Origin of the sequence: Rahnella sp. ChDrAdgB13, from assembly GCF_017655185.1 — a bacterium.
Taxonomy (GTDB): domain Bacteria; phylum Pseudomonadota; class Gammaproteobacteria; order Enterobacterales; family Enterobacteriaceae; genus Rahnella; species Rahnella contaminans.
Window position 1 is genome coordinate 139,749 of sequence record NZ_JAEMGT010000023.1, and the last position, 22,629, is coordinate 162,377.

Annotated in this window: 16 protein-coding genes; 4 read left to right on the forward strand and 12 right to left on the reverse strand. The window is 50.6% G+C overall.

Annotated features, from left to right (window positions below):
• Positions 1 to 32: 32 nt before the first annotated feature.
• The 4 genes from rpsA to serC all read right to left on the reverse strand — a co-directional run bounded on the left by rpsA (position 33) and on the right by serC (position 5,233).
• Entirely contained in the window at positions 33 to 1,709 is a 1,677-nt protein-coding gene (gene rpsA, locus J8X26_RS08230) for a 30S ribosomal protein S1 (protein WP_101076455.1), read from the reverse strand.
• A 156-nt stretch (positions 1,710 to 1,865) separates the two neighbouring features.
• A complete protein-coding gene (cmk, locus tag J8X26_RS08235) occupies positions 1,866 to 2,564 on the reverse strand; it encodes a (d)CMP kinase (RefSeq protein WP_152324163.1) in 699 nt (232 codons plus the stop codon).
• 195 nt (positions 2,565 to 2,759) lie between these two features.
• Entirely contained in the window at positions 2,760 to 4,043 is a 1,284-nt protein-coding gene (gene aroA / locus J8X26_RS08240; RefSeq protein WP_152324710.1) for a 3-phosphoshikimate 1-carboxyvinyltransferase, read from the reverse strand.
• A gap of 104 nt (positions 4,044 to 4,147) precedes the next feature.
• Positions 4,148 to 5,233 (reverse strand): 3-phosphoserine/phosphohydroxythreonine transaminase, encoded by a 1,086-nt coding sequence (gene serC, locus J8X26_RS08245; RefSeq protein ID WP_208950631.1) that lies wholly within the window; start codon positions 5,231 to 5,233, stop codon positions 4,148 to 4,150.
• A gap of 325 nt (positions 5,234 to 5,558) precedes the next feature.
• On the opposite strand from serC, the gene ycaO reads away from it, so the two are divergent.
• The 4 genes from ycaO to pflA all read left to right on the forward strand — a co-directional run bounded on the left by ycaO (position 5,559) and on the right by pflA (position 12,023).
• Complete coding sequence (gene ycaO / locus J8X26_RS08250) at positions 5,559 to 7,322, forward strand: 30S ribosomal protein S12 methylthiotransferase accessory factor YcaO (protein WP_208950632.1); 1,764 nt, start codon at positions 5,559 to 5,561, stop codon at positions 7,320 to 7,322.
• A 476-nt stretch (positions 7,323 to 7,798) separates the two neighbouring features.
• Positions 7,799 to 8,656, forward strand: coding sequence for a formate transporter FocA (gene focA / locus J8X26_RS08255; RefSeq protein ID WP_095922616.1), 858 nt, complete (start codon positions 7,799 to 7,801; stop codon positions 8,654 to 8,656).
• Between the two features lie 74 nt (positions 8,657 to 8,730).
• On the forward strand, positions 8,731 to 11,013 hold the full coding sequence (gene pflB / locus J8X26_RS08260) for a formate C-acetyltransferase (protein ID WP_152324167.1): 2,283 nt from the start codon (positions 8,731 to 8,733) through the stop codon (positions 11,011 to 11,013).
• Between the two features lie 269 nt (positions 11,014 to 11,282).
• Positions 11,283 to 12,023: a pyruvate formate lyase 1-activating protein gene (gene pflA, locus J8X26_RS08265; RefSeq protein WP_015689580.1), complete on the forward strand. Its 741-nt coding sequence runs from the start codon at positions 11,283 to 11,285 to the stop codon at positions 12,021 to 12,023.
• Positions 12,024 to 12,116: 93 nt separating this feature from the next.
• On the opposite strand, the gene J8X26_RS08270 is transcribed toward pflA, so the two are convergent.
• From J8X26_RS08270 to serS, 8 genes are all read right to left on the reverse strand, one after another.
• Entirely contained in the window at positions 12,117 to 13,262 is a 1,146-nt protein-coding gene (locus tag J8X26_RS08270; RefSeq protein WP_208950651.1) for an MFS transporter, read from the reverse strand.
• A 132-nt stretch (positions 13,263 to 13,394) separates the two neighbouring features.
• Positions 13,395 to 13,964 (reverse strand): ferredoxin-type protein NapF, encoded by a 570-nt coding sequence (locus tag J8X26_RS08275; protein WP_208950633.1) that lies wholly within the window; start codon positions 13,962 to 13,964, stop codon positions 13,395 to 13,397.
• Entirely contained in the window at positions 13,964 to 14,575 is a 612-nt protein-coding gene (gene dmsD / locus J8X26_RS08280; protein ID WP_152324199.1) for a Tat proofreading chaperone DmsD, read from the reverse strand. The genes J8X26_RS08275 and dmsD overlap by 1 nt, the downstream gene beginning before the upstream one ends.
• Positions 14,576 to 14,636: 61 nt before the next feature.
• Complete coding sequence (locus J8X26_RS08285; RefSeq protein ID WP_152324200.1) at positions 14,637 to 15,494, reverse strand: dimethyl sulfoxide reductase anchor subunit family protein; 858 nt, start codon at positions 15,492 to 15,494, stop codon at positions 14,637 to 14,639.
• Position 15,495: 1 nt separating this feature from the next.
• On the reverse strand, positions 15,496 to 16,113 hold the full coding sequence (locus J8X26_RS08290; protein WP_208950634.1) for a DMSO/selenate family reductase complex B subunit: 618 nt from the start codon (positions 16,111 to 16,113) through the stop codon (positions 15,496 to 15,498).
• An 11-nt stretch (positions 16,114 to 16,124) separates the two neighbouring features.
• Positions 16,125 to 18,572 carry a dimethylsulfoxide reductase subunit A gene (dmsA, locus tag J8X26_RS08295; protein ID WP_165058107.1) on the reverse strand — a complete coding sequence of 816 codons (2,448 nt, stop codon included), beginning with the start codon at positions 18,570 to 18,572 and terminating at the stop codon, positions 16,125 to 16,127.
• Positions 18,573 to 18,655: 83 nt separating this feature from the next.
• Positions 18,656 to 21,112 carry a selenate/tellurate reductase subunit YnfE gene (gene ynfE / locus J8X26_RS08300; protein WP_208950635.1) on the reverse strand — a complete coding sequence of 819 codons (2,457 nt, stop codon included), beginning with the start codon at positions 21,110 to 21,112 and terminating at the stop codon, positions 18,656 to 18,658.
• 201 nt (positions 21,113 to 21,313) lie between these two features.
• Positions 21,314 to 22,606, reverse strand: a complete 1,293-nt coding sequence (serS, locus tag J8X26_RS08305) for a serine--tRNA ligase (protein WP_152324203.1) — start codon at positions 22,604 to 22,606, stop codon at positions 21,314 to 21,316.
• Between the last annotated feature and the right edge of the window lie 23 nt (positions 22,607 to 22,629).

The following is a 22,629-nucleotide window of genomic DNA, read 5'->3' on the forward strand; positions in this document are numbered from 1 at the left end:
CCGTTTCGGGGCGACAGAGCCGCCCCCCGTCATTACTCGCCTTTTGCCGCTTTGAATGCTTCAGCCATAGCGTTAGAGAAGTTGCTTTCTTCTGCTGGTTTGTTGTTAACAACAGCGATTGCATCTTTCTCGTCTGCTTCGTCCTTAGCACGGACGGACAGGCTTACTACACGGTTCTTACGGTCAACACCGGTGAATTTAGCTTCAACTTCATCACCAACGCTCAGAACCAGAGTTGCATCTTCAATACGGTCGCGAGAAGCTTCTGAAGCGCGCAGGTAACCTTCTACGCCACCAGCTAATTCAACTGTAGCACCTTTAGCGTCAACTGCTGTGACTTTACCAGTAACAATAGTACCTTTCTTGTTAACAGACAGGTAGTTATTGAATGGATCTTCAGCCAGTTGTTTCACGCCCAGGGAGATGCGCTCACGTTCTGCGTCAACTTGCAGGACCACAGCTGCGATTTCGTCGCCTTTCTTGTATTCACGTACTGCTTCTTCGCCTGCAACGTTCCAGGAGATGTCAGACAGGTGAACCAGGCCGTCGATGCCGCCGTCCAGACCAATGAAGATACCGAAGTCAGTGATTGACTTGATTTTACCTTCAACACGGTCGTTCTTGTTGTGGGTTTCTGCGAATTGCTGCCATGGGTTGTTTTTGCATTGTTTCAGGCCCAAGGAGATACGACGACGTTCTTCGTCGATATCCAGAACCATAACTTCAACAACATCGCCCACGTTAACAACTTTAGATGGGTGGATGTTTTTGTTAGTCCAGTCCATTTCAGAAACGTGAACCAGACCTTCAACGCCTTCTTCGATTTCTACGAAGCAGCCGTAATCAGTCAGGTTAGTAACGCGACCCGTCAGTTTAGTACCTTCTGGGTAACGTTTAGCGATAGCGACCCATGGATCTTCGCCCAGTTGTTTCAGACCCAGTGACACACGGGTACGTTCGCGGTCGAATTTAAGGACTTTAACAGTGATTTCATCGCCGACATTAACGATTTCGCTTGGGTGCTTAACGCGTTTCCAAGCCATGTCAGTGATGTGCAGCAGGCCGTCAACGCCGCCCAGATCAACGAATGCACCGTAGTCAGTGAGGTTCTTAACGATACCTTTAACTTCCATGCCTTCCTGCAGGTTTTCCAGCAGCTGATCGCGCTCTGCGCTGTTCTCAGACTCAATTACTGCACGACGGGAAACAACAACGTTGTTGCGTTTCTGGTCCAGTTTGATGACTTTGAACTCAAGATCTTTGCCTTCGAGATGCAGCGTGTCGCGAACAGGACGAACGTCTACCAGTGAACCTGGCAGGAACGCACGGATACCGTTCAGCTCAACAGTGAAACCGCCTTTAACTTTACCGTTGATAACACCGGTAACAGTTGCAGATTCTTCGTAAGCTTTTTCCAGCGTGATCCAAGCTTCATGACGTTTAGCTTTTTCACGGGACAGCAGAGTTTCACCGAAGCCGTCTTCAACAGCGTCCAGCGCAACATCAACTTCGTCGCCAACCTGGATTTCCAGTTCGCCCTGTGCGTTTTTGAATTGTTCTGCCGGGATTGCAGACTCGGATTTCAGACCGGCGTCAACCAGTACGATATCTTTGTCGATAGACACAACAACACCACGAACGATGGAACCAGGACGGGTTTCGATTGTTTTTAAGGATTCTTCAAAGAGTTGAGCAAAAGATTCAGTCATGTTGATAATCTTTAGGTTCTTAAGTTTAACGTCCATCTGGCTTCCTGCTGGATGGGGTTGTTTCAAATGCCCCGCTACAGATCCTTGCGGCGAGGTTAAAAAAAACTATAGCCAAAACTGGCACTGAATGTTCTTCAGCACCAGATTATGGCTCGATTACCGGGTTTGTTTTTGCGGCAATCCTAGAATTTCTGTGGCATAAGCCAGCGCTTTTTCGATGACTTCGTCGATGGACATACTGGTTGAATCCAGCAATAACGCATCAGGAGCAGCCACTAAAGGCGCAATAGATCTGTTACGATCACGATCATCGCGTTCTTTGATCTCGGCTAAAAGCCGTTCAAAGTTAACACTAAAGCCTTTTTCCTGCAACTGTAGCATTCTTCTGTTTGCACGTTCCTCTGAACTCGCGTCCAGGAAGATCTTCACAGGCGCGTCAGGGAAAACCACGGTGCCCATATCACGACCGTCAGCAATCAGGCCCGGCGTTTCACGGAACGCACGCTGACGACGCAACAATGCTTCACGAACACGGGGGAAAGCCGCAGCCTGTGAGGCCGTATTCCCGACCGTCTCGGTGCGGATTTCGTTGGTGACATCCTCACCTTCTAAAATCACTTGTAACTGCCCATCCTGAGCGACAAAACGAACGTCGAGATGTGCGGCCAGCGGAACTAACGCCTCTTCTGAGACAATATCAACCTGGTGATGTAAAGCCGCCAGCGCTAAAACGCGGTAAATGGCACCGGAATCCAGTAAGTGCCAGTTAAAGGCTTCGGCCAAAGCTTTACACAAAGTACCTTTACCTGCACCACTTGGCCCATCAACGGTGATTACCGGGGCTAAAGCCGTCATTTTTGTCTCCTTTCGGTGGGGAATACCCGCTTCATTAGCCTAAGACGACTAATTCAGGAGCGGCATTATACGCTGCCTTTGTGGCAACTGTTACCCCGCATTTTTCAGTTGCCTAAAAAGCGGACGTTTCTGACACCTTTAAAGCAAAAAGCGGACATCAAAGATGTCCGCCGTCTTCACACATACCGGAAGAGTTTAAGCCAGAGTGCTGATCGCAGCCAGTTGATCAAAATAGTCCGGGAAGGTTTTCGCCGTGCATTTCGGGTCAAGGATAGTGACCGGGGTGTCCGATAACGCCACCAGGGAGAAACACATCGCCATGCGGTGATCATTATAGGTTCCGATCTCAGCAAATTTCAGGGCCTTCGGCGGTTCAACGCGAATATAATCTTCACCCTCTTCCACCGTTGCGCCCACTTTACGCAATTCTGTCGCCATCGCCGCCAGACGATCGGTTTCTTTGACACGCCAGTTATAAATATTACGCAGCGTCGTCGGACCTTCGGCAAATAATGCAGTGGTAGCGATTGTCATCGCCGCATCAGGGATATGGTTCATGTCCATGTCTATGCCTTTCAGCTCGCCACGTGTGCATTCAATATAGTCATCAGCCCAGTGAATAGTTGCACCCATTTTTTCCAGCACATCAGCAAAACGAATATCGCCCTGCATGCTGTTTTTACCGATGCCGGTCACACGCACAGTGCCGCCTTTGATGGCTGCTGCCGCGAGGAAATAGGAAGCAGATGACGCATCACCTTCCACCAGATAAGCGCCCGGTGAAACGTATTGCTGTTTCCCTTTGATATGGAACTGTTGATATTGGTTATTCTCAACTTCAATACCAAAAGTTTTCATCAGGTTCAGGGTGATGTCGATATAAGGTTTGGAAACCAGATCGCCTTTAATCTGAATCGTCGTGTCGTTGTCTGCCAGCGGAGCTGTCATTAACAGCGCCGTCAGAAACTGGCTGGAAACGCTGCCATCCACGCTGACGTCACCGCCACTAAAACCACCGCGAAGACGCAGCGGCGGATAATTTTCCTGCTCCAGATAATCAATCTGTGCGCCGCCCTGGCGAAGTGCATCCACCAGGTGGCCGATCGGACGCTCTTTCATACGCGGTTCGCCAGTCAGCACGACATCCTGCTCACCCAGGCATAATGCAGCCGCCAGCGGACGCATCGCAGTGCCCGCATTCCCCAGAAACAGTTCCAGACCTTTAGCATCAGAAAAAGCGTTGCCCAGACCATCAATCTCACATTCGGTACGATCTGCTGATAAACGGTGCGTAACGCCCAGTTGTGTCAGTGCATTCAACATATGACGCACGTCATCGCTGTCGAGCAGGTTAGTCAGGCGGGTAGTGCCCTGTGCAAAAGCAGCCAGTAAAAGCGCACGGTTAGAAACACTTTTTGAGCCGGGTAAATTGATGCTGCCGTTAACCAGCGCAACAGGTTGTAATGTCAGGGATTCCACTCTTTCTCCAATTCTTCTTTTCATAAAATGACCCCGGACAGCAAGCCGGGGTCATTTTTGAGGCTTCTAACAAAAGCATTGTACTGGCCCGAAAGCCAGCGCGCTTAACCATGGCGTTTTTCAAATTCCGCCATAAAGTCGGTCAGCGCTTTGACACCTTCAATCGGCATTGCATTATAAATGGATGCGCGCATCCCACCGGCTACACGGTGGCCTTTCAGCGCATGCAGACCGGCGTCCTGCGCCTGATCCAGGAACAGTTTATCCAGTGACGCGTCGGCCATCTGGAACGGAACGTTCATCCACGAACGGTTCGCTGCGGCAACCGGGTTACGATAGAAACCTGTGCGATCGATGGAGCCGTACAGTAGTTCAGCTTTGGCCTGATTGCGTTTTTCCATTTCACGCAGACCGCCCTGTTCTTTCAGCCATTTGAAGACCATACCTGACAGGTACCAGGCGAACGTTGGCGGGGTATTGAACATGGAATCGTTCTCGGCCAGTACGGTGTAATCAAGGATAGATGGCAGCTCAGTGCGCGCTTTACCTAATAAATCTTCGCGTACAATAACCAGCGTCAGGCCAGCCGGACCGATATTTTTCTGCGCGCCGGCATAAATTACGCCAAAGCGGCTGACATCAATCGGGCGCGAAAGGATACAGGATGAGTAGTCGGCCACAACGATTTTATTCCCGAAATCAGGCATTTCATTGATAGCAATACCGTCAATGGTTTCGTTCGGGCAGTAATGAACGTAAGCAGAATCTGCACTCAGCTTCCACTCGTTCATTGGAAGGATGCCACGTTTGCCGTCAATCGTGGTGGTGACATCAATGACATTCGGCGAGCAATATTTTTGTGCTTCTTTAACAGCGCTGTGAGCCCAGTAACCGCCATCAATATAATCAGCAGACGCTTTATCGCCCAGCAGGTTCATTGGAACTGCGGCGAATTGCGCACGTGCGCCACCGTGGCAGAACAGTACTTTATAGTTCCGGGGAATATTGAGCAGATCACGGATATCCTTTTCGGATTCTTCAGCAACCTGGATAAATTCCTTACTGCGGTGACTGATTTCCATCACCGAGGTACCCAGTCCGTGCCAGTTACAAAGTTCCTGTTCCGCACGACGCAACACTTCAGCCGGGATCATTGCCGGACCTGCACTAAAATTATAAACCTGAGTCATTTCCCCTCACCACTTCTCTGAGACAGCCACATAGTTACCATTAATTTACCGGTTTTATCATTCGAAACAAGCCATCTGTAACGGTTATTCCTCATGACCTGATAAAGCGCGTTGAGATCTGCGTCACAAGGTTCATTCCTCCTTTTAACGCTGATTTTGCGGAATAATGTGTGTATGAACAGACAAATGGGAGGTGCTATTACAGCGCGTTCAAACTCAACCCTTTGACTTCACACAGCGATTACATTCTTAACACGAATACATGGAGCTAATACGCAAAACCCCGTATCATTGCGCGTTTTTAGCACGCTCAAAAGTGAACTCAATGACGCAAACTTTTATTCCTGGTAAAGACGCGGCGCTGGAAGACTCCATTTCCCGCTTCCAACAAAAACTCACCGATCTCGGCTTTAATATCGAAGAAGCTTCCTGGCTGAATCCGGTTCCCCACGTCTGGTCAGTGCACATTCGCGACCGCGACTGCCCGCTGTGCTTCACCAACGGTAAAGGCGCCAGCAAAAAAGCCGCTCTGGCTTCTGCTTTGGGTGAGTATTTTGAGCGTCTGTCGACCAACTATTTCTTCGCCGATTTCTATCTGGGCAAAGAAATTGCCAACAGCGACTTCGTGCATTATCCAAACGAGAAATGGTTCCCGCTACCGGAAGATAACCTTCTGCCTGAAGGTATTCTGGATGAGCGTCTGCACGCATTTTACGATGCAGATAAAGAACTGGTCGCCAGCGATCTGATTGATCTGCAATCCGGCAACCCGGATCGCGGGATTTGCGCATTGCCGTTCACCCGTCAGTCTGACCTGGAAACCGTATATATTCCGATGAACATCATCGGTAACCTGTATGTGTCAAACGGCATGTCTGCCGGGAATACCGCGAATGAAGCCCGCGTTCAGGGTCTGTCTGAAGTCTTCGAGCGTTATGTCAAAAACCGTATCATCGCGGAATCTATCAGCCTGCCAGAGATCCCTGCTGACGTGCTAGCGCGCTATCCGGGTGTGGTTGAAGCCATCGCCAAACTCGAAGAAGAAGGTTTCCCAATCCTGTCTTACGATGCCTCTTTGGGCGGCGACTATCCGGTCATTTGCGTAGTGCTGTTCAACCCGTCCAACGGGACTTGTTTCGCTTCCTTCGGCGCACACCCGGACTTCGGTGTTGCACTGGAGCGTACGGTCACTGAATTACTACAGGGCCGCAGCCTGAAAGATCTGGACGTCTTCGCCGCCCCAACCTTCGATGACGAAGAAGTGGCTGAACATGCCAATCTGGAAACTCACTTCATCGATTCCAGCGGTCTGATTTCCTGGGATATGTTTAAGCAGGATGCCGACTATCCGTTTGCAGACTGGAACTTCAGCGGCAAGACAGAAGAAGAGTTCGCCACGCTGATGGCAATCTTTGATAAAGAGGACGCTGAAGTTTATATCGCGGATTACGAGCATCTTGACGTGTATGCCTGCCGCATTATCGTTCCGGGTATGTCGGACATCTATCCTGCAGAAGATCTGCTGCTGGCGAACAACAGCATGGGCGCTCATTTGCGCGATCAGTTGCTGGCTCTGCCAGACAGCGATCTGCCAAAAGAAGCTTATTTGGAAATGATCACACAGCTTGATGATGAAGGTCTTGATGACTTTACCCGCGTTCGCGAGCTTCTGGGCATCGCCAGCGGCAAAGACAACGGCTGGTACACCCTGCGCGTAGGCGAGCTGAAATCTATGCTGGCACTGGCAGGCGGCGATTTGGATCAGGCGCTGACATGGGCTGAATGGGCGCATGAATTCAATGCATCGGTTTACAGCGATGAGCGCAACAACTATTACCGTTGTCTGCAAACACTTCTTCAGCTATCCCTGGAAGAAGATCGTGATCCGGCTCAGTACTACACGGCATTCGTGAAAATGTACGGTCAGAAAGCGGTTGATGATGCTTCAGCAGCCATCAGCGGCGAAGAGCGTTTCCACGGTCTGTTTGCAGTAGATGCCGACCTCAAAGCATTGCCTGCTCATCAGGCTCTGCTGGGCGCTTACGAAAAACTCCAGGTAGCAAAACGCCGTTACTGGTCAAAAGCCTGACCTTCCGACGTTTGAAAAATCTACGAACCGGCGGAATTTTCTGCCGGTTTTTTATTTCCCTTCGTAATGGCTTTGGGGGTTTATTTACCGCCAAATGTTTGACTCAGCCGAAAAAATGACGTGTAATTCGCCGCGAAATAAAGGCCGGTTGTCATTTTTCTGACTTAAGCCCCACGGACTTTTTAATAAGTTGCTCATCTGTAAAAAACACAAAGTAAAATTGACGAGAGCCATTAACAATGGCTTATTATAATTTACGTATAAATAAAAATAATTTGAACGTCCATCAACTTTATTTGTAAAAATTAAAATGTTTTTATTCTTTTATTTTCATTGAGTTAAGCAAAAAACCACCCCTTCAGTAGTACATCAAAAAGCACCAAAAACCGCCTCGTATGATCCACGTCAATTTTTACGTTATACTGCTTTGCTAGTATCTCGTTGCGCAGTGCATAGCCCTGAATAAGAGAGTTAATGTGAAAGCTGACAACCCCTTCGATCTAATATTACCCGCCGCTACAGCGAAAGTTGCTGAAGATGCCGGCGTTTATAAAGCCACCAAACAGCCGTTAAAAACATTCTTTTTAGCCATTACTGCTGGCGTCTTTATTTCTATCGCCTTTGCTTTTTATATCACTGCCACCACAGGCACCGGCACCGTCCCTTACGGCCTCGCAAAACTCGTTGGGGGCATCTGCTTCTCACTGGGTTTAATGCTGGTCGTTGTCTGCGGCGCTGACCTGTTTACTTCCACTGTGCTTATCGTGATTGCGAAAGCCAGCGGGCGTATCACCTGGGGGCAATTGGCACGTAACTGGGTCAATGTCTATATTGGTAACCTTATCGGATGCCTGTTCTTTGTCGCACTGATTTGGTTCTCAGGTGAGTATATGGTCGATAATGGTTTGTGGGGACTGAACGTTCTGCAAACTGCTGACCATAAAATGCATCACACGTTTATTGAAGCCGTTTGTCTGGGGATTCTGGCTAACCTGATGGTTTGCCTGGCGGTATGGATGAGTTACTCCGGCCGCAGTCTGATGGACAAAATGTTCGCAATGATCCTCCCCGTCGGCATGTTCGTCGCCAGCGGTTTCGAGCACAGCATTGCCAACATGTTCATGATCCCTTTAGGCATAGTGGTGAAGAACTTTGCGACACCAGAATTCTGGCAGGCTGTCGGCGCAACTCCGGCACAATTCGCAGAACTGAACATCACTAACTTTATCATCGACAATCTCATTCCTGTGACCATCGGTAACATCATTGGGGGCGGTTTGCTGGTAGGGTTAACGTATTGGGTCATATATCTTCGCGATGAGAAGCACCACTGATACAACGTGGCACTCTTGTTACGACAGTTTTACACGCGATTTTTAAGAAATCCAAATTAGAAGGTAGGTGCAAAATGTCCAAGCTCAATGAAAAATTGACCAACGCATGGGAAGGTTTTAGTGCTGGTGAATGGCAGAATGGCGTAAACGTCCGCGACTTCATTCAGAAAAACTACACACCGTATGAAGGTGATGAATCCTTCCTGGCTGGCGCGACTCAAGCGACAACCACCCTGTGGGATAAAGTAATGGAAGGTATCAAACTGGAGAACCGCACTAAGGCTCCTGTTGATTTTGATACTGACGTTGCGGCTACCATCACTTCTCATGACGCTGGCTACATCAATAAATCTCTGGAAACTATCGTTGGTCTGCAAACTGACGCGCCATTAAAACGTGCTCTGATCCCATTCGGCGGCATTAAAATGGTTGAAGGTTCATGTAAAGTTTATGGCCGTGAACTGGATCCAGCGCTGAAAAAAGTTTTCACCGACTACCGTAAAACCCATAACCAGGGTGTTTTCGACGTTTACACCAAAGACATTCTGAACTGCCGTAAATCTGGCGTTCTGACCGGTCTGCCAGATGCTTATGGCCGTGGCCGTATCATCGGTGACTACCGTCGCGTTGCGCTGTATGGTATTGATTTCCTGATGGCTGATAAATACGCACAATTCCAGTCTCTGCAAAATGATCTGGAAAACGGCGTGAATCTGGAAATGACCATCCAGCTGCGTGAAGAAATCTCTGAACAACACCGTGCTCTGGGTCAGATTAAAGAAATGGCTGCCAAATACGGTTGCGACATTTCTGGTCCTGCCACCAACGCACAAGAAGCGGTTCAATGGACTTACTTCGGCTACCTGGCTGCGGTGAAATCTCAGAACGGTGCTGCAATGTCCTTCGGTCGCGTATCTACCTTCCTTGACGTGTTCATCGAACGTGATATCAAAGCAGGCAAACTGAACGAAGAACAAGCTCAGGAACTGATTGACCACCTGGTTATGAAACTGCGTATGGTTCGTTTCCTGCGTACGCCTGAGTATGATGAACTGTTCTCTGGTGACCCAATCTGGGCGACTGAATCCCTGGCAGGTATGGGGGTTGATGGTCGTACTCTGGTAACCAAAAACAGCTTCCGCTTCCTGAATACTCTGTACACCATGGGGCCTTCACCAGAGCCGAACATGACCATCCTGTGGTCTGAAAAGCTGCCAATGAACTTCAAAAAGTACGCAGCGAAAGTGTCTATCGATACCTCATCTGTACAGTATGAGAACGATGACCTGATGCGTCCTGATTTCAACAACGATGACTACGCTATCGCTTGTTGTGTGAGCCCAATGGTTGTGGGTAAACAAATGCAGTTCTTCGGTGCTCGTGCAAACCTGGCGAAAACCATGCTGTATGCAATCAACGGCGGCGTTGATGAAAAAATGAAAATCCAGGTTGGCCCTAAAGAAGCGCCAATGATGGATGAAGTGCTGGACTATGACAAAGTTATGGACCGCATGGATCACTTCATGGACTGGCTGGCTAAACAGTATGTCACAGCACTGAACATCATTCACTACATGCACGACAAATACAGCTACGAAGCTGCGTTGATGGCGCTGCATGACCGTGATGTTTATCGCACAATGGCATGTGGTATCGCAGGTCTGTCAGTTGCTGCTGACTCCCTGTCTGCTATCAAATATGCAAAAGTTAGCACCATCCGTGACGAAGACGGCCTGGCTGTAGACTTCAAAATTGAAGGCGAATATCCACAGTTCGGTAACAACGATTCTCGCGTAGATGACATCGCTTGTGACCTGGTAGAACGTTTCATGAAGAAAATTCAGAAACTGCGTACCTACCGTGGCGCTGTAGCAACTCAGTCTGTTCTGACCATCACCTCTAACGTGGTTTATGGTAAGAAAACTGGTAACACCCCAGACGGTCGTCGTGCGGGTGCTCCATTTGGCCCAGGCGCTAACCCAATGCACGGTCGTGACCAGAAAGGTGCTGTTGCCTCTCTGACTTCTGTTGCTAAACTGCCGTTTGCTTACGCAAAAGATGGTATTTCTTATACCTTCTCTATCGTTCCAAATGCGCTGGGTAAAGATGATGATGTTCGTAAAGCGAACCTCGCGGGCCTGATGGATGGTTACTTCCACCACGAAGCGTCCATCGAAGGTGGTCAACACCTGAACGTGAACGTCATGAACCGCGAAATGCTGTTAGATGCGATGGAACATCCTGAAAACTATCCTCAGCTGACCATCCGTGTATCTGGTTATGCAGTACGCTTCAACTCACTGACTAAAGAACAGCAACAAGACGTTATTACCCGTACTTTCACCAAGTCCCTGTAATAATCTGCTGATGATTTAGCGTGATATATAAAGGCTCCACAACGTGGAGCCTTTGTTTCATCCTCACTACCCGCACTGTCTTCGCGACAGTCTGTTTTGCCAGAGCGCTATACGCCGTGGACCTCTGGCAAAGCAGTACCGCCATTGCTGACAATCAACCTTATTGATTGTCTGGTATCATAAACCTGTAGTTTCCAGTTTATCTCTGCCAGACCAGCACCCGCACATGTAGACTGCTATTCATTGGTCAATATGGAGAATAACCCGCAATGTCAGTTCAAGGTCGCATCCACTCATATGAATCCTGTGGCACCGTTGACGGCCCAGGTATCCGTTTCATTGTATTTTTCCAGGGTTGCCTGATGCGTTGCATGTATTGCCACAATCGCGATACCTGGGATACACATGGCGGGAAAGAGATCAATGTCGATGACTTAATGAAAGAAGTGGTGACTTATCGCCACTTTATGAATGCTTCTGGCGGCGGCGTAACGGCTTCTGGCGGCGAAGCAATCCTTCAGGCTGAATTCGTGCGTGACTGGTTCCGCGCATGTCAGAAAGAAGGCATTAACACCTGCCTGGACACAAACGGCTTTGTCCGACGTTATGATCCGGTGATCGACGAATTACTGGACGTCTCAGATCTGGTAATGCTCGATCTGAAACAGATGAACGATGATATTCACCAGAATTTGGTCGGCGTCTCTAACCACCGTACCCTGGATTTTGCCCGCTATCTGGCTAAACGAAATCAGCGTACCTGGATCCGTTATGTGGTTGTGCCGGGCTGGTCAGATGATGATGATTCCGCGCACAAACTCGGTGAGTTCACCAAAGATATGACGAACATCGAGAAGATTGAACTGTTGCCATATCACGAGTTGGGCAAACACAAATGGACTGCGATGGGTGAGAAATATGGTCTGGATGGCGTGAACCCACCGACCAAAGAAATTATGGAACGCGTAAAAAACATTCTTGCCAGCTACGGACATAAAGTCATTTATTAATGAACTGATTGTTTCTTGTCAAATTGTTGCCCATAAAAAAGACGCCTCATGGCGTCTTTTTGCATTTAAGGCTTTCGTACTGAATAGCTCAGTTCAGGCCGTTGCCACGGGATTATGATGATGGTCGGCTTTGCGCATCAGCATCACCAGATAAACCAGTGAAACCACAGCAATCATCACAAACAACAACCGGTCAGAATAGCTCTGCATCAGTATCGCAGTCATTGTCGGGCCTGCCAGGCTGCCGATGGTGTAACTCATCAGTAATGCCTGATTCATCGCGACCAGCTCTTCAGAATTTACTTTTTCGCAAGCCCATGACATCGCAACCGGATACAACGTGAAGCCCGCGCAACCGAGAATGAACAACGTCGGCGCCATCGCATAACCGCTCAGCATGGCGATACTGCCGAGGATCACGGCGAAAATCTGGATACGCAGCACCATCAGACGTCCGTAACGATCGGCCAGTCGCCCTACCGGCCACTGTCCGATAATTCCTGCGCTGACCAGCAATGCCATCCAGTAACCCACATTCGCATCACTCATTCCCTGATGGGTCAGGAAAAGCGGCATCAGACCATAGAGTGACCCAAGGACAATTCCGGAAATAATACAGCCATTTATCCCCAGACGTGCGTTACGACGTCTGAACATCGGCAGCACCGCGTGGCGGGGTTGTTCGCTGTCCTGATTTTCGATATGCGTTAACAGCAGTGGCAGCATCGCTATCACAATCAACGCGGTCACCCAAGGCAACACGCTGAAGATTGCTGTTGGTACGGTGCCGACCAGCAGTTGCCCGACCACTGTACCGATGTAATACATAATCATATAGGCCGCCAGCAGCTGACCACGGTTCTTCACTGTACCGCTGCGCAGCAAGGCACTTTCCACCACAACCCAGATCAGCGCACAGCCTACACCGGCGACAAAGCGTGCGGTGATCCAGCTCCAGAAGTCCATGGAAAGCGCCAGACCCGCGGTTGCGACAGCAAACATGATGCAGGAAAGATAATAGCTGCGGTTAAAACCAATACGTTTGATCAGGCTGCCGGCAATCAGCGTACCCAGCAAATTGCCAGTGAAATACGATGAACTGACAAGCCCGACCTGCCAGGTTGGCAGTTGTTCGTGACTGAGCCACAACGGCACCAGCGTGTTTAAAGCGGCGATAGAAATCGTCAGCAGGAGAAGTCCGCACAACAGTAGAGCGACGGGACGGGAATAGGCGGACATAGGTTGTTGACGACCAAAAATCGGAGAAATTGCGCGCATCATGCCACCGGCCAAAAAAATGTCAATCTGGCAAAAAGAGGCCTGCGCACAAACTGCGGGGTGATGATTGAAATCGCTAATCAAGCAAAGAGATCAGGAATCATGACGCTTCAATGACAATTGAATATCACCATGATAACAAACAAGTTTGCATTTACCGCAGCCGTCACACTTCTGGTTATCTACGGAAGGTTGATTCTGTTGATTAAAAAATATTGCCGAGCGCGGACACGCAATTTCGCACATCCTGCATAAATCATCCATGCGACCTAAACAGGGCGGCAGAATTACCGGACGCAGGCCCGTGTCCGGCGAAATGCTCAGGTCAAGCGCACCGCGTTCACAGGCCTGAGTACAGGCACTACAAAAATCACATTCCGCGTAATCGATAATGAGTACGGCCTTACCGGACTCAATACTGAGTAAACCTACAGGACAAGCATCCGCGCAATGCCCGCACCCGTTGCATTGCTTAAGGAAAAGCGGTTCTGCCAGCGCCTGCGGTGGACGCGGCACGGCCTGCTGACGCAAATCTCCGGCGACCGTATTTACTTCTGCAGACGGCTTTGCGGATGACAATAATCCACGGAATAACCCCCGGCGGCTGACAACCCGGCTGCTCATCCAGGCGTGATAGTAACGGCTATCCCGTGGATCACTCATCAGAAATACAGTTCCTTCGCCGGAATAGCTTCCAGCACCAGTGCCTCTCGCCATCCGCTAAGCGTTGATTCCGCCAGAACGGCCACGCCCTCATACCACGGATGTTCAGCTTTCATTCCCAGCAATTCGAAATAACGCCCTGCCCATGGCATCAAATGTACAGTCAGAAATTCACCCAGCAGTTGCGGCGAATTTTCAGCAAGCCAGGCGGACAACATCAGCATCAGCCCGATGTGATCTTCCGGTTCAGCCTGCTTAAGATGCGGTTCAATATGGTTTAAACGCATCCACTGGCGTAATGCCAGTGTGGAATCGCCAAAAATGACGGATTCTTTATCGAGATAGACTGAGCCCCACGGCGGGGCCGGTAAGGCATAAGGCCCGACAAACAGGCGCTGCCATGCGTCATTTAACTCTTCCGCTGAAACATTGGCCTCAGCGAACAATTCTGCGGCACAGGCTTTCGCCTCCGGCGTTGCGCATGGCCACATCTGCACCCAGTCATTGCTTTTGAGCAAGGCAATCAGAGGCTGAACTTGTTCTGAATCCGGGGGATAAAACAGCATCGCGCCCAGTACCTTCGCGGATAAACTTATTGATTCTGCTGACATAGTTAACTCTTTCTTTTGGGTGCACATCACTACCGACGGCGCGTTCCCTGATAAACTGAAATCAGCCGCTGACGGCCATACCCACGGTCATATGCAAACCATAGAAAATTGCACGTCCAATCAGCTCCCCGGCAAAGACCAGCACGAAAGCTAAAACCATTGAAGCGATCGCAGGGCGCTTGCGCAGTATCAGCGGGCAAATCCAGCAACCCAGCCCCAAAGCAATCAGCACCAGCCGTGAAACTGACAACATGCCGTATTGCGGGATCAGCGCAGAAGCCGCCTGAACGGCGCTGTTGATCGAGGCAAGGCTGGCACTTTGCATTACCACCACACACATACTGACGACCAGCGCCGTGACACTGATAACCGGCAGCAGGCGAAGCGCGCAGCCGTTAATATCAGCGCCGCGCAGCAGCAGATACCCCAGAACCGGGCCACCAATCAGCACCGTCAGCCCGAAGTGGAACGCGGTGTAAGCATTATCCCAGGTCGGCACCGTATTGATTTCGTAAACACGGCACATGGCATAAACGAAACCCACACCAGCCACCATGGTCACGATCAGCCAGACTTTTCCCAATGCGCTAGGCATTTTGTTGAGGACAGCCAGCAACCAGTAAATCCCGCCTAAGGCAAAGAAAAGTGATCCACTGCCGATTTCATTACTCAGTGGTGAAGCGCCCAGACGATTGAGAGAATTGAAAGCGCGCAGCGGTGAGCCCAGGTGCAGAACCGAGGCGATAAAAGCTACCGCCATCAGCACCCAGAGAAAAAACATCGACAGGTGGATCCGGCGATATTCTTCTTCGCTACGCCGGGTCAGCAATGCAATCGCCAGCACGATAAATGCGCCAACCACGCATTGCCCGAGAACCGTAAAGACCATTAAAGGCCATTCATGCCATCCGTTTCCCATCTCAAACCTCCTTCGGGTTAGCCAGATAACCCGTGGTATCGCCTACCGGACGGCAATTCGCATTGGGTTTGATGACGATATTTGGGTGAGTAAAATGTGCAGCGGGCAAAGGCGCGACTTCAGCCAGTTCGCCGTATTTCGCACGCAGTTCTTCGATCGGTGCCATATCCAGCGCACGTAGCGGGCAGGATTCAACACAAATGGGCTTCTTGCCTTCTGCGATCCGCTCATAACAGCCGTCGCATTTCGTCATATGACCTTTGGCTTCGTTGTACTGCGGCGCACCGTACGGACACGCCATATGGCAGTAACGGCAACCGATGCATACGTCTTCGTTGACCACTACGAAACCATCTTCCCGTTTATGCATGGCGCCGCTCGGGCAAACTTTGGTACAGGCCGGATCTGCGCAATGGTTACAGGAAATCGACAGGTAATAGGCGAAGACGTTCTGATGCCAGCCATCGCCGTCCTGCTGCCAGTCGCCACCGGCATATTCGTATACCCGTCGGAAACTGACGTCAGGCGTCAGATTTTTGAAATCCTTACAGGCCATTTCGCAGGTTTTGCAGCCTGTGCAGCGGCTTGAATCAATATAAAATCCATATTGAGTTGTCATGTTTTGCTCCATTAAACCTTAGCCACTTGCACAAGGTTGGTGTGAGAGGGGTTACCTTTCGCCAGCGGTGAAGGCCTTTGAGACGTCAGTACGTTGATGCTGCCCGCGCGGTCGATTTTTTTGCTGTCGGGGGAATACCAGGCACCTTCACTGAGCGCGACAACACCCGGCATCATGCGAGGAGTCACTTTGGCGGCAATGCGCACTTCGCCGCGATCGTTGTAAATGCGGATCATGTCGCCGTTCGCAATACCCCGCTGTGAAGCATCCATCGGGTTGATCCACATTTCCTGACGACAGGCAGCTTTGAGTACGTCGACGTTGCCGTAGGTTGAATGGGTGCGCGCTTTGTAATGGAAGCCGGTCAGTTGCAGGGGATATTTGCTGGCCAGCGGGTCGTCATAGTTCTCGAAACCGGCGGCATAAACCGGCAGCGGATCAATCACATCGTCTTTGGCGAGTTCCCATTCAGCGGCAATATTTGCCAGCTCAGCCGAGTAGATTTCGATTTTGCCGGAAGGGGTATCCAGCGGATTGGCGGCAGGATCTTCACGGAACGCTTTATACGCCACGTGATGCTGTTCAGGATCGCGTTTCTTGAACATGCCCTGTTTACGAAATGTGTCGAAATCCGGCAGTTCCGGCAGTGCTTCTCGGGATTGCTGATACAGATGACGCATCCACTCTTCCTGCGTGCGCCCTTCCGTAAACGTCTGTTCAACGCCCATACGACGCGCCAGTTCAGAGGTCATTTCATAAATATTTTTGCACTGAAAACGTGGCTTGATTGCCTGGTCAGCAAAAATGATGTAGTCCATGTTGCCGCAGGAAGCATCCAGGCAAAAATCCATCTGCTCTGAGGCCGTACAGTCCGGCAAAATAATGTCTGCATATTTCGCTGACGACGTCATGTGGTTATCAATCACCACGATCATTTCGCATTGCGTATCGTCCTGCAGAATTTCATGCGTACGGTTGATATCAGAGTGCTGATTGACCAGACAGTTACCGGCATAGTTCCAGATAAACTTGATGGGCACATCCAGTTTAGTCTTTCCGCGAACACCGTCTTTGGTGGCCGTCATTTCCGGCCCCCTGACGATAGCGTCGGTCCAGAGGAACATGGAAATGCTGGTCTGAATTGGATTTTCAAACGTCGGCATACGTACAAACGGGATTTCGTACGAACCTTCGCGCGCACCGGAATTCCCGCCGTGAACGCCAACGTTGCCGCTCAGAATCGCCAGCATCGCAATGGCACGGGTTGCAATTTCACCGTTTGCATGGCGCTGCGGCCCCCAGCCCTGAGTAATAAAGGCCGGTTTTGCCTGACCAATTTCACGCCCCAGCTTCACGATTTTATCGACAGAAATGCCGGTAATTTTTGCCGCCCACGCTGGCGTTTTCGCAATACCATCCGGACCATCGCCGAGAATATAGGCTTTATAATGCGCATTCTGCGGGACACCGGTCGGTAAAGTTTTCGCATCGTAACCGACGCAATATTTGTCGAGGAACGGCTGATCGACCAGATTTTCGGTAATCATCACGTGAGCCAGCGCAGCCGCCAGTGCCCCGTCGGTCCCCGGGCGGATCGGCACCCATTCATCTTCACGACCCGCACCGGTATCGGTATAACGTGGATCGACAATGATCATGCGGGCGTTGGACTTCTGGCGGGCCTGCTCGAGGTAATACGTCACGCCACCGCCGCTCATGCGGGTTTCGCCCGGATTATTCCCGAACAGAACCACCAGCTTACTATTTTCAATATCTGAAGGGCTGTTGCCGTCCGCCCAGCCTCCGTAGGTATAATTCAGACCGGCGGCAATCTGTGCGGAGCTGTAATCGCCGTAATGATTGAGATAGCCGCCGCAGCAGTTCATCAGGCGTGCAATCAGGGTTTTACCCGGTGGCCACGAACGCGTCATGGTACCGCCCAGCGTACCGGTGCCGTAGTTGAGATAAATTGCTTCATTGCCAAAACGCTGAATAATATCTTTCAGGCTACCGGCCAGCGTGTCGAACGCTTCATCCCAGCTGATTGGCTTAAATTTTCCTTCACCGCGTTTGCCGACACGCTTCATCGGATATTTCAGACGGTCGGGATTGTAAACACGGCGGCGCATTGAACGCCCGCGCAAACAGGCCCGCACCTGATGCAGCGCCTCATAATCATCGTCGCCGGTATTGTCGGTTTCGACGTAACGAATTTCGTCGTCCACAACGTGCATTCTGAGCGGACAACGGCTGCCACAGTTGACAGTGCACGCACTCCAGACGATTTTCTCATCGCCCATTTTTGCCGTCGCTGGGTCTGAATCTGCTCGCACAGATTTGAACGGCAGCGAAATGCCTCCAACTGCAGCGGCCATCCCGGCCAGCGTAGTTCCTTTAACCAGGTCACGGCGGCTGATCCCGATCCCTGAACCGGATTTAGTTCTGTTTTGATCCGACATTACATACTCCACATACGCCCCGGTTTAAGGAGCGAAAATTTAACAACCGTGTCACTGAGCCTGGCTCTTTGTCCGTCGCTTCTTTAGACTTTTTCTATTTGAATCAGATTAGTATGTTGAGGATTCCCCTTCGCGAGAGGCGAAGGCCGCTGAGTCGTCAGCGTGTTCATGCAGGCACCATGGTCAATACGATCACCACTCATATTGGCCTGATGCCATGCGCCCTGCCCCATAGCAACAACGCCGGGCATGATCCGGGGCGTGACTTTTGCGGCCACACGGATTTCGCCACGGTCGTTGAAGACTTTCACTTTGTCGCCGTTTTGAATGCCACGGGTTTGCGCATCAATCGGGTTGATCCAGACTTCCTGACGGCACGCGGCCTGCAAAACGTCGATGTTGCCGTACGTTGAATGAATACGCGCCTTGTAATGGAAACCGAACATTTGTAGCGGAAACTGGCTGCGTTTCGGGTCATCCCAGCCTTCGAAAGTGGCGGCATAAATGGGTAACGGGCTGATGGTTTCGTCTTTTTGCAGTTCCCATTCGCTGGCGATTTCTGCCAGCGCGGAAGAGTAAATTTCGATTTTTCCGGAAGGCGTTTTCAACGGGTTAGCAACAGGATCCTGCCGGAATTTTTTGTAGGCCACGAAATGACCGGCTGGGTCTTTACGCTTATAAATACCCATCTCGCGCAGTTCTTCATACGCAGGTAACGCCGGGTCTTTCGCCAGCATTTTGGCGTACAAATACTGCAGCCATTCCCGCTGAGTACGGCCTTCGGTGAATTTGTTGTAAACATCCGGACCAAGACGACGCGCTACTTCACTCATCATCTCGTAAATGCCTTTGCGCTCGAATTTGGCTGAAGTCGCGGGTTGGATGAAAATCAGATATCCCATGTTGCCGGCGTATTCGTTAGGAATAATGTCTTCCTGTTCGACAGTCATAAGATCCGGCAACAGGATATCGGCGTATTTAGCCGAAGAGGTCATGAAGTTTTCCAGCACCACGATCAACTCGCACTGCGAGTCGTCCTGCAGAATATCGTGAGTTTTATTGATATCGGAATGCTGGTTGGTGATGGTATTACCGGCATAATTCCAGATGAACTTAATCGGTACATCCAGCTTGTCTTTGCCACGAACACCATCTGCCTTAGCCGTCATTTCAGGGCCACGCGCAATCGCATCTGTCCAACTGAAACAGGAAATCTGCGTCTGAACCGGATTGTCCAGCACCGGCATACGTTCAATGGTGATGGTATACGTGGATTCCCGCGCCCCGCTGTTACCGCCGTTAATCCCGACGTTACCGGTCAGAATCGGCAGCATGGCGATCGCGCGTGAAGTCAGTTCACCGTTGGCCTGGCGTTGTGGCCCCCAGCCCTGAGAAATATAGGCCGGTTTAGCCTGACCAATTTCCCGCGCCAGTTTCACGATTTTGTCTGCCGGAATACCAGTGATGCGTGAAGCCCATTCAGGTGTTTTGGCCGTGCCATCCGCCCCCTGGCCGAGAATATAAGCTTTGTAATGGCTGTTAGCTGGCGCATCTGCCGGTAAGGTTTTTTCGTCGTAACCTACGCAATAAGAATCAAGGAAAGCCTGATCGACCATATTTTCGGTGATCAGCACATGCGCCAGACCTGCAACCAGCGCGGCATCCGTTCCCGGACGGATCGGGACCCATTCATCTTCACGTCCGGCGGCTGTGTCTGTGTAACGGGGGTCGATCACGATCATGCGGGCATTGGAACGCTGGCGCGCCTCTTCCAGATAGTAGGTGATCCCCCCTCCGCTCATCCGCGTTTCGGCCGGATTGTTACCGAAAAATACAACCAGCTTGCTATTTTCAATATCAGATGTGCTGTTACCGTCGTTGCTGCCATAGGTGTATGGCATCGCGCAGGAGATTTGCGCGGTACTGTAGCTACCGTAGTGGCTAAGGAAACCGCCGTAACAGTTCATCAGGCGGGTCACCAGCGAAGCGTAAGGAGAGGAGCGCGTTATATTTCCGCCTATAACGCCGGAAGTGTAATTGATATAAACGGCCTCATTGCCGTATTTACCGACGATACGCTTCAGGTTGTTGGCTATTTCATCAAAAGCTTCTTCCCAACTGATCCGTTTGAATTTACCTTCGCCGCGTTTGCCGACGCGTTTCATCGGGTAATTCAAACGCTCAGGATGGTTCATCCGCCGGCGGATTGAGCGACCGCGCAGACAAGCGCGAACCTGGTGATCTCCGTAGATATCGCTGCCGGTGTTATCTGTTTCAACCCAGTAAACTTCGTCATCACGTACATGCAAACGCAGTGCGCAGCGGCTGCCGCAGTTAACCGAGCAAGCTCCCCAGACCACCTTATCTTCGGGTGCTGAAATTTTCGCTTCATCCACGGCTTGCGCCAGTGCTTTACGGCTAAAAGGAAGAGATAAACCGCCTGCGGCAAGGGCAAGCCCTGCCAACGTTGATGTTTTCATCAGCATCCTTCGGCTGATGCCACTTTTTGCTGTGGGGACTTCTGGTTTAATTTCTGACATTTTCCCGCTCCGGTGCTGGAGTAGTTACCCACTCAGAATGCAGGGATACTACTAATTAAGAGGTAGGAAACTTTGTCTGCTATCAATAAAGGCGGGGTTGAAGCGAGGGAAATGGCGAATTCTTAACGCAGCGCACGATTTTATGCATAAAAAAAGCGCCATTAGGCGCTTTTTCGCTATATTAGTGCATATATAACGGGGTTAACCGATATATTCTAAACCGCCCATGTAAGGACGTAATACTTCCGGTACTTCAATGCGGCCATCGGCTTGCTGATAGTTTTCCAGCACAGCCACCAGCGTACGACCGACTGCCAGACCCGAGCCGTTCAGGGTATGAACGAGACGTGGTTTTTTGTCGGTTTTATTGCGGAAGCGAGCCTGCATACGACGCGCCTGAAAATCCCACATGTTTGAACATGAGGAGATTTCCCGGTAAGTGTCTTGCGCAGGCAGCCACACTTCCAGATCGTAAGTTTTGCTTGAACCGAAGCCCATGTCGCCGGTACACAGCAACATTTTACGGTATGGCAGATTAAGTAACTGAAGCACTTTTTCCGCATGACCGGTCAGTTCTTCCAGCGCGTCCATTGAATCTTCCGGACGAACAATCTGAACCATTTCGACTTTATCAAACTGGTGCATACGAATCAGGCCACGGGTATCACGACCATACGAACCGGCTTCTGAACGGAAGCAAGGTGTATGGGCGGTCATTTTCAGTGGGAGAGATTCTTCTTCCAGAATTTCGTCACGAACCAGGTTTGTCAGCGGCACTTCTGCGGTTGGGATCAGCGCATAGTTGCTGCTGCCGGCCTCTTCATCTAAAGGCTTGGTGTGGAACAGGTCTTCGCCAAATTTCGGCAACTGGCCTGTACCGTACAGCGTCTCGTGGTTAACGAGATACGGCACGTAGGCTTCCAGATAACCGTGTTGCTCGGTGTGCAGGTCCAGCATGAACTGGGACAGCGCGCGGTGCATGCGGGCGATTTGCCCTTTCATAACCACAAAACGAGCGCCGGTCAGTTTCACTGCGGCAGCGAAATCAAGACCGCCTGCCATTTCACCCAGCGATACGTGATCGCGGACGGCGAAATCATACTGACGCGGTGTGCCCCAGCGGCTGACTTCCTGGTTATCGTTCTCGTCTTTACCGGCAGGTACCGAATCATCTGGCAGGTTTGGAATAGCGGAAGCGATATCACGGATATCGTTCTGCAATGCATCCAGCTCAGCTTTCGCAGCGTCCAGCTTCTCACCCAGCGTATTCACTTCCAGACGCAGGGGTTCGATGTCTTCGCCACGGGCTTTTGCCTGACCGATAGATTTCGATCGTGCGTTACGTTCAGCCTGGAGAGTTTCCGTTTCTACCTGCAAGACTTTGCGGCGTTCTTCCTGAGAACGCAGCTTTTCCACATCGAGTTTAAAACCTCTGCGAGCGAGTTTTTCTGCAACTGCGTCTAGCTCATTACGCAGCAGATTGGGATCCAGCATGCTAATCCTGTACGTGTCGTTAT

What these genes read in the sequence shown, in the direction of transcription:
- rpsA (WP_101076455.1), bottom strand. Translation starts at nt 1,709, where the DNA reads ATGACTGAATCTTTTGCTCAACTCTTTGAAGAATCCTTAAAAACAATC.
- ycaO (WP_208950632.1), top strand. Translation starts at nt 5,559, where the DNA reads ATGACGCAAACTTTTATTCCTGGTAAAGACGCGGCGCTGGAAGACTCC.
- J8X26_RS08285 (WP_152324200.1), bottom strand. Translation starts at nt 15,494, where the DNA reads ATGGGAAACGGATGGCATGAATGGCCTTTAATGGTCTTTACGGTTCTC.
- pflA (WP_015689580.1), top strand. Translation starts at nt 11,283, where the DNA reads ATGTCAGTTCAAGGTCGCATCCACTCATATGAATCCTGTGGCACCGTT.
- ynfE (WP_208950635.1), bottom strand. Translation starts at nt 21,112, where the DNA reads ATGTCAGAAATTAAACCAGAAGTCCCCACAGCAAAAAGTGGCATCAGC.
- pflB (WP_152324167.1), top strand. Translation starts at nt 8,731, where the DNA reads ATGTCCAAGCTCAATGAAAAATTGACCAACGCATGGGAAGGTTTTAGT.
- J8X26_RS08290 (WP_208950634.1), bottom strand. Translation starts at nt 16,113, where the DNA reads ATGACAACTCAATATGGATTTTATATTGATTCAAGCCGCTGCACAGGC.
- serC (WP_208950631.1), bottom strand. Translation starts at nt 5,233, where the DNA reads ATGACTCAGGTTTATAATTTTAGTGCAGGTCCGGCAATGATCCCGGCT.
- dmsA (WP_165058107.1), bottom strand. Translation starts at nt 18,572, where the DNA reads ATGTCGGATCAAAACAGAACTAAATCCGGTTCAGGGATCGGGATCAGC.
- serS (WP_152324203.1), bottom strand. Translation starts at nt 22,606, where the DNA reads ATGCTGGATCCCAATCTGCTGCGTAATGAGCTAGACGCAGTTGCAGAA.
- cmk (WP_152324163.1), bottom strand. Translation starts at nt 2,564, where the DNA reads ATGACGGCTTTAGCCCCGGTAATCACCGTTGATGGGCCAAGTGGTGCA.
- dmsD (WP_152324199.1), bottom strand. Translation starts at nt 14,575, where the DNA reads ATGTCAGCAGAATCAATAAGTTTATCCGCGAAGGTACTGGGCGCGATG.
- J8X26_RS08270 (WP_208950651.1), bottom strand. Translation starts at nt 13,262, where the DNA reads ATGTCCGCCTATTCCCGTCCCGTCGCTCTACTGTTGTGCGGACTTCTC.
- J8X26_RS08275 (WP_208950633.1), bottom strand. Translation starts at nt 13,964, where the DNA reads ATGAGTGATCCACGGGATAGCCGTTACTATCACGCCTGGATGAGCAGC.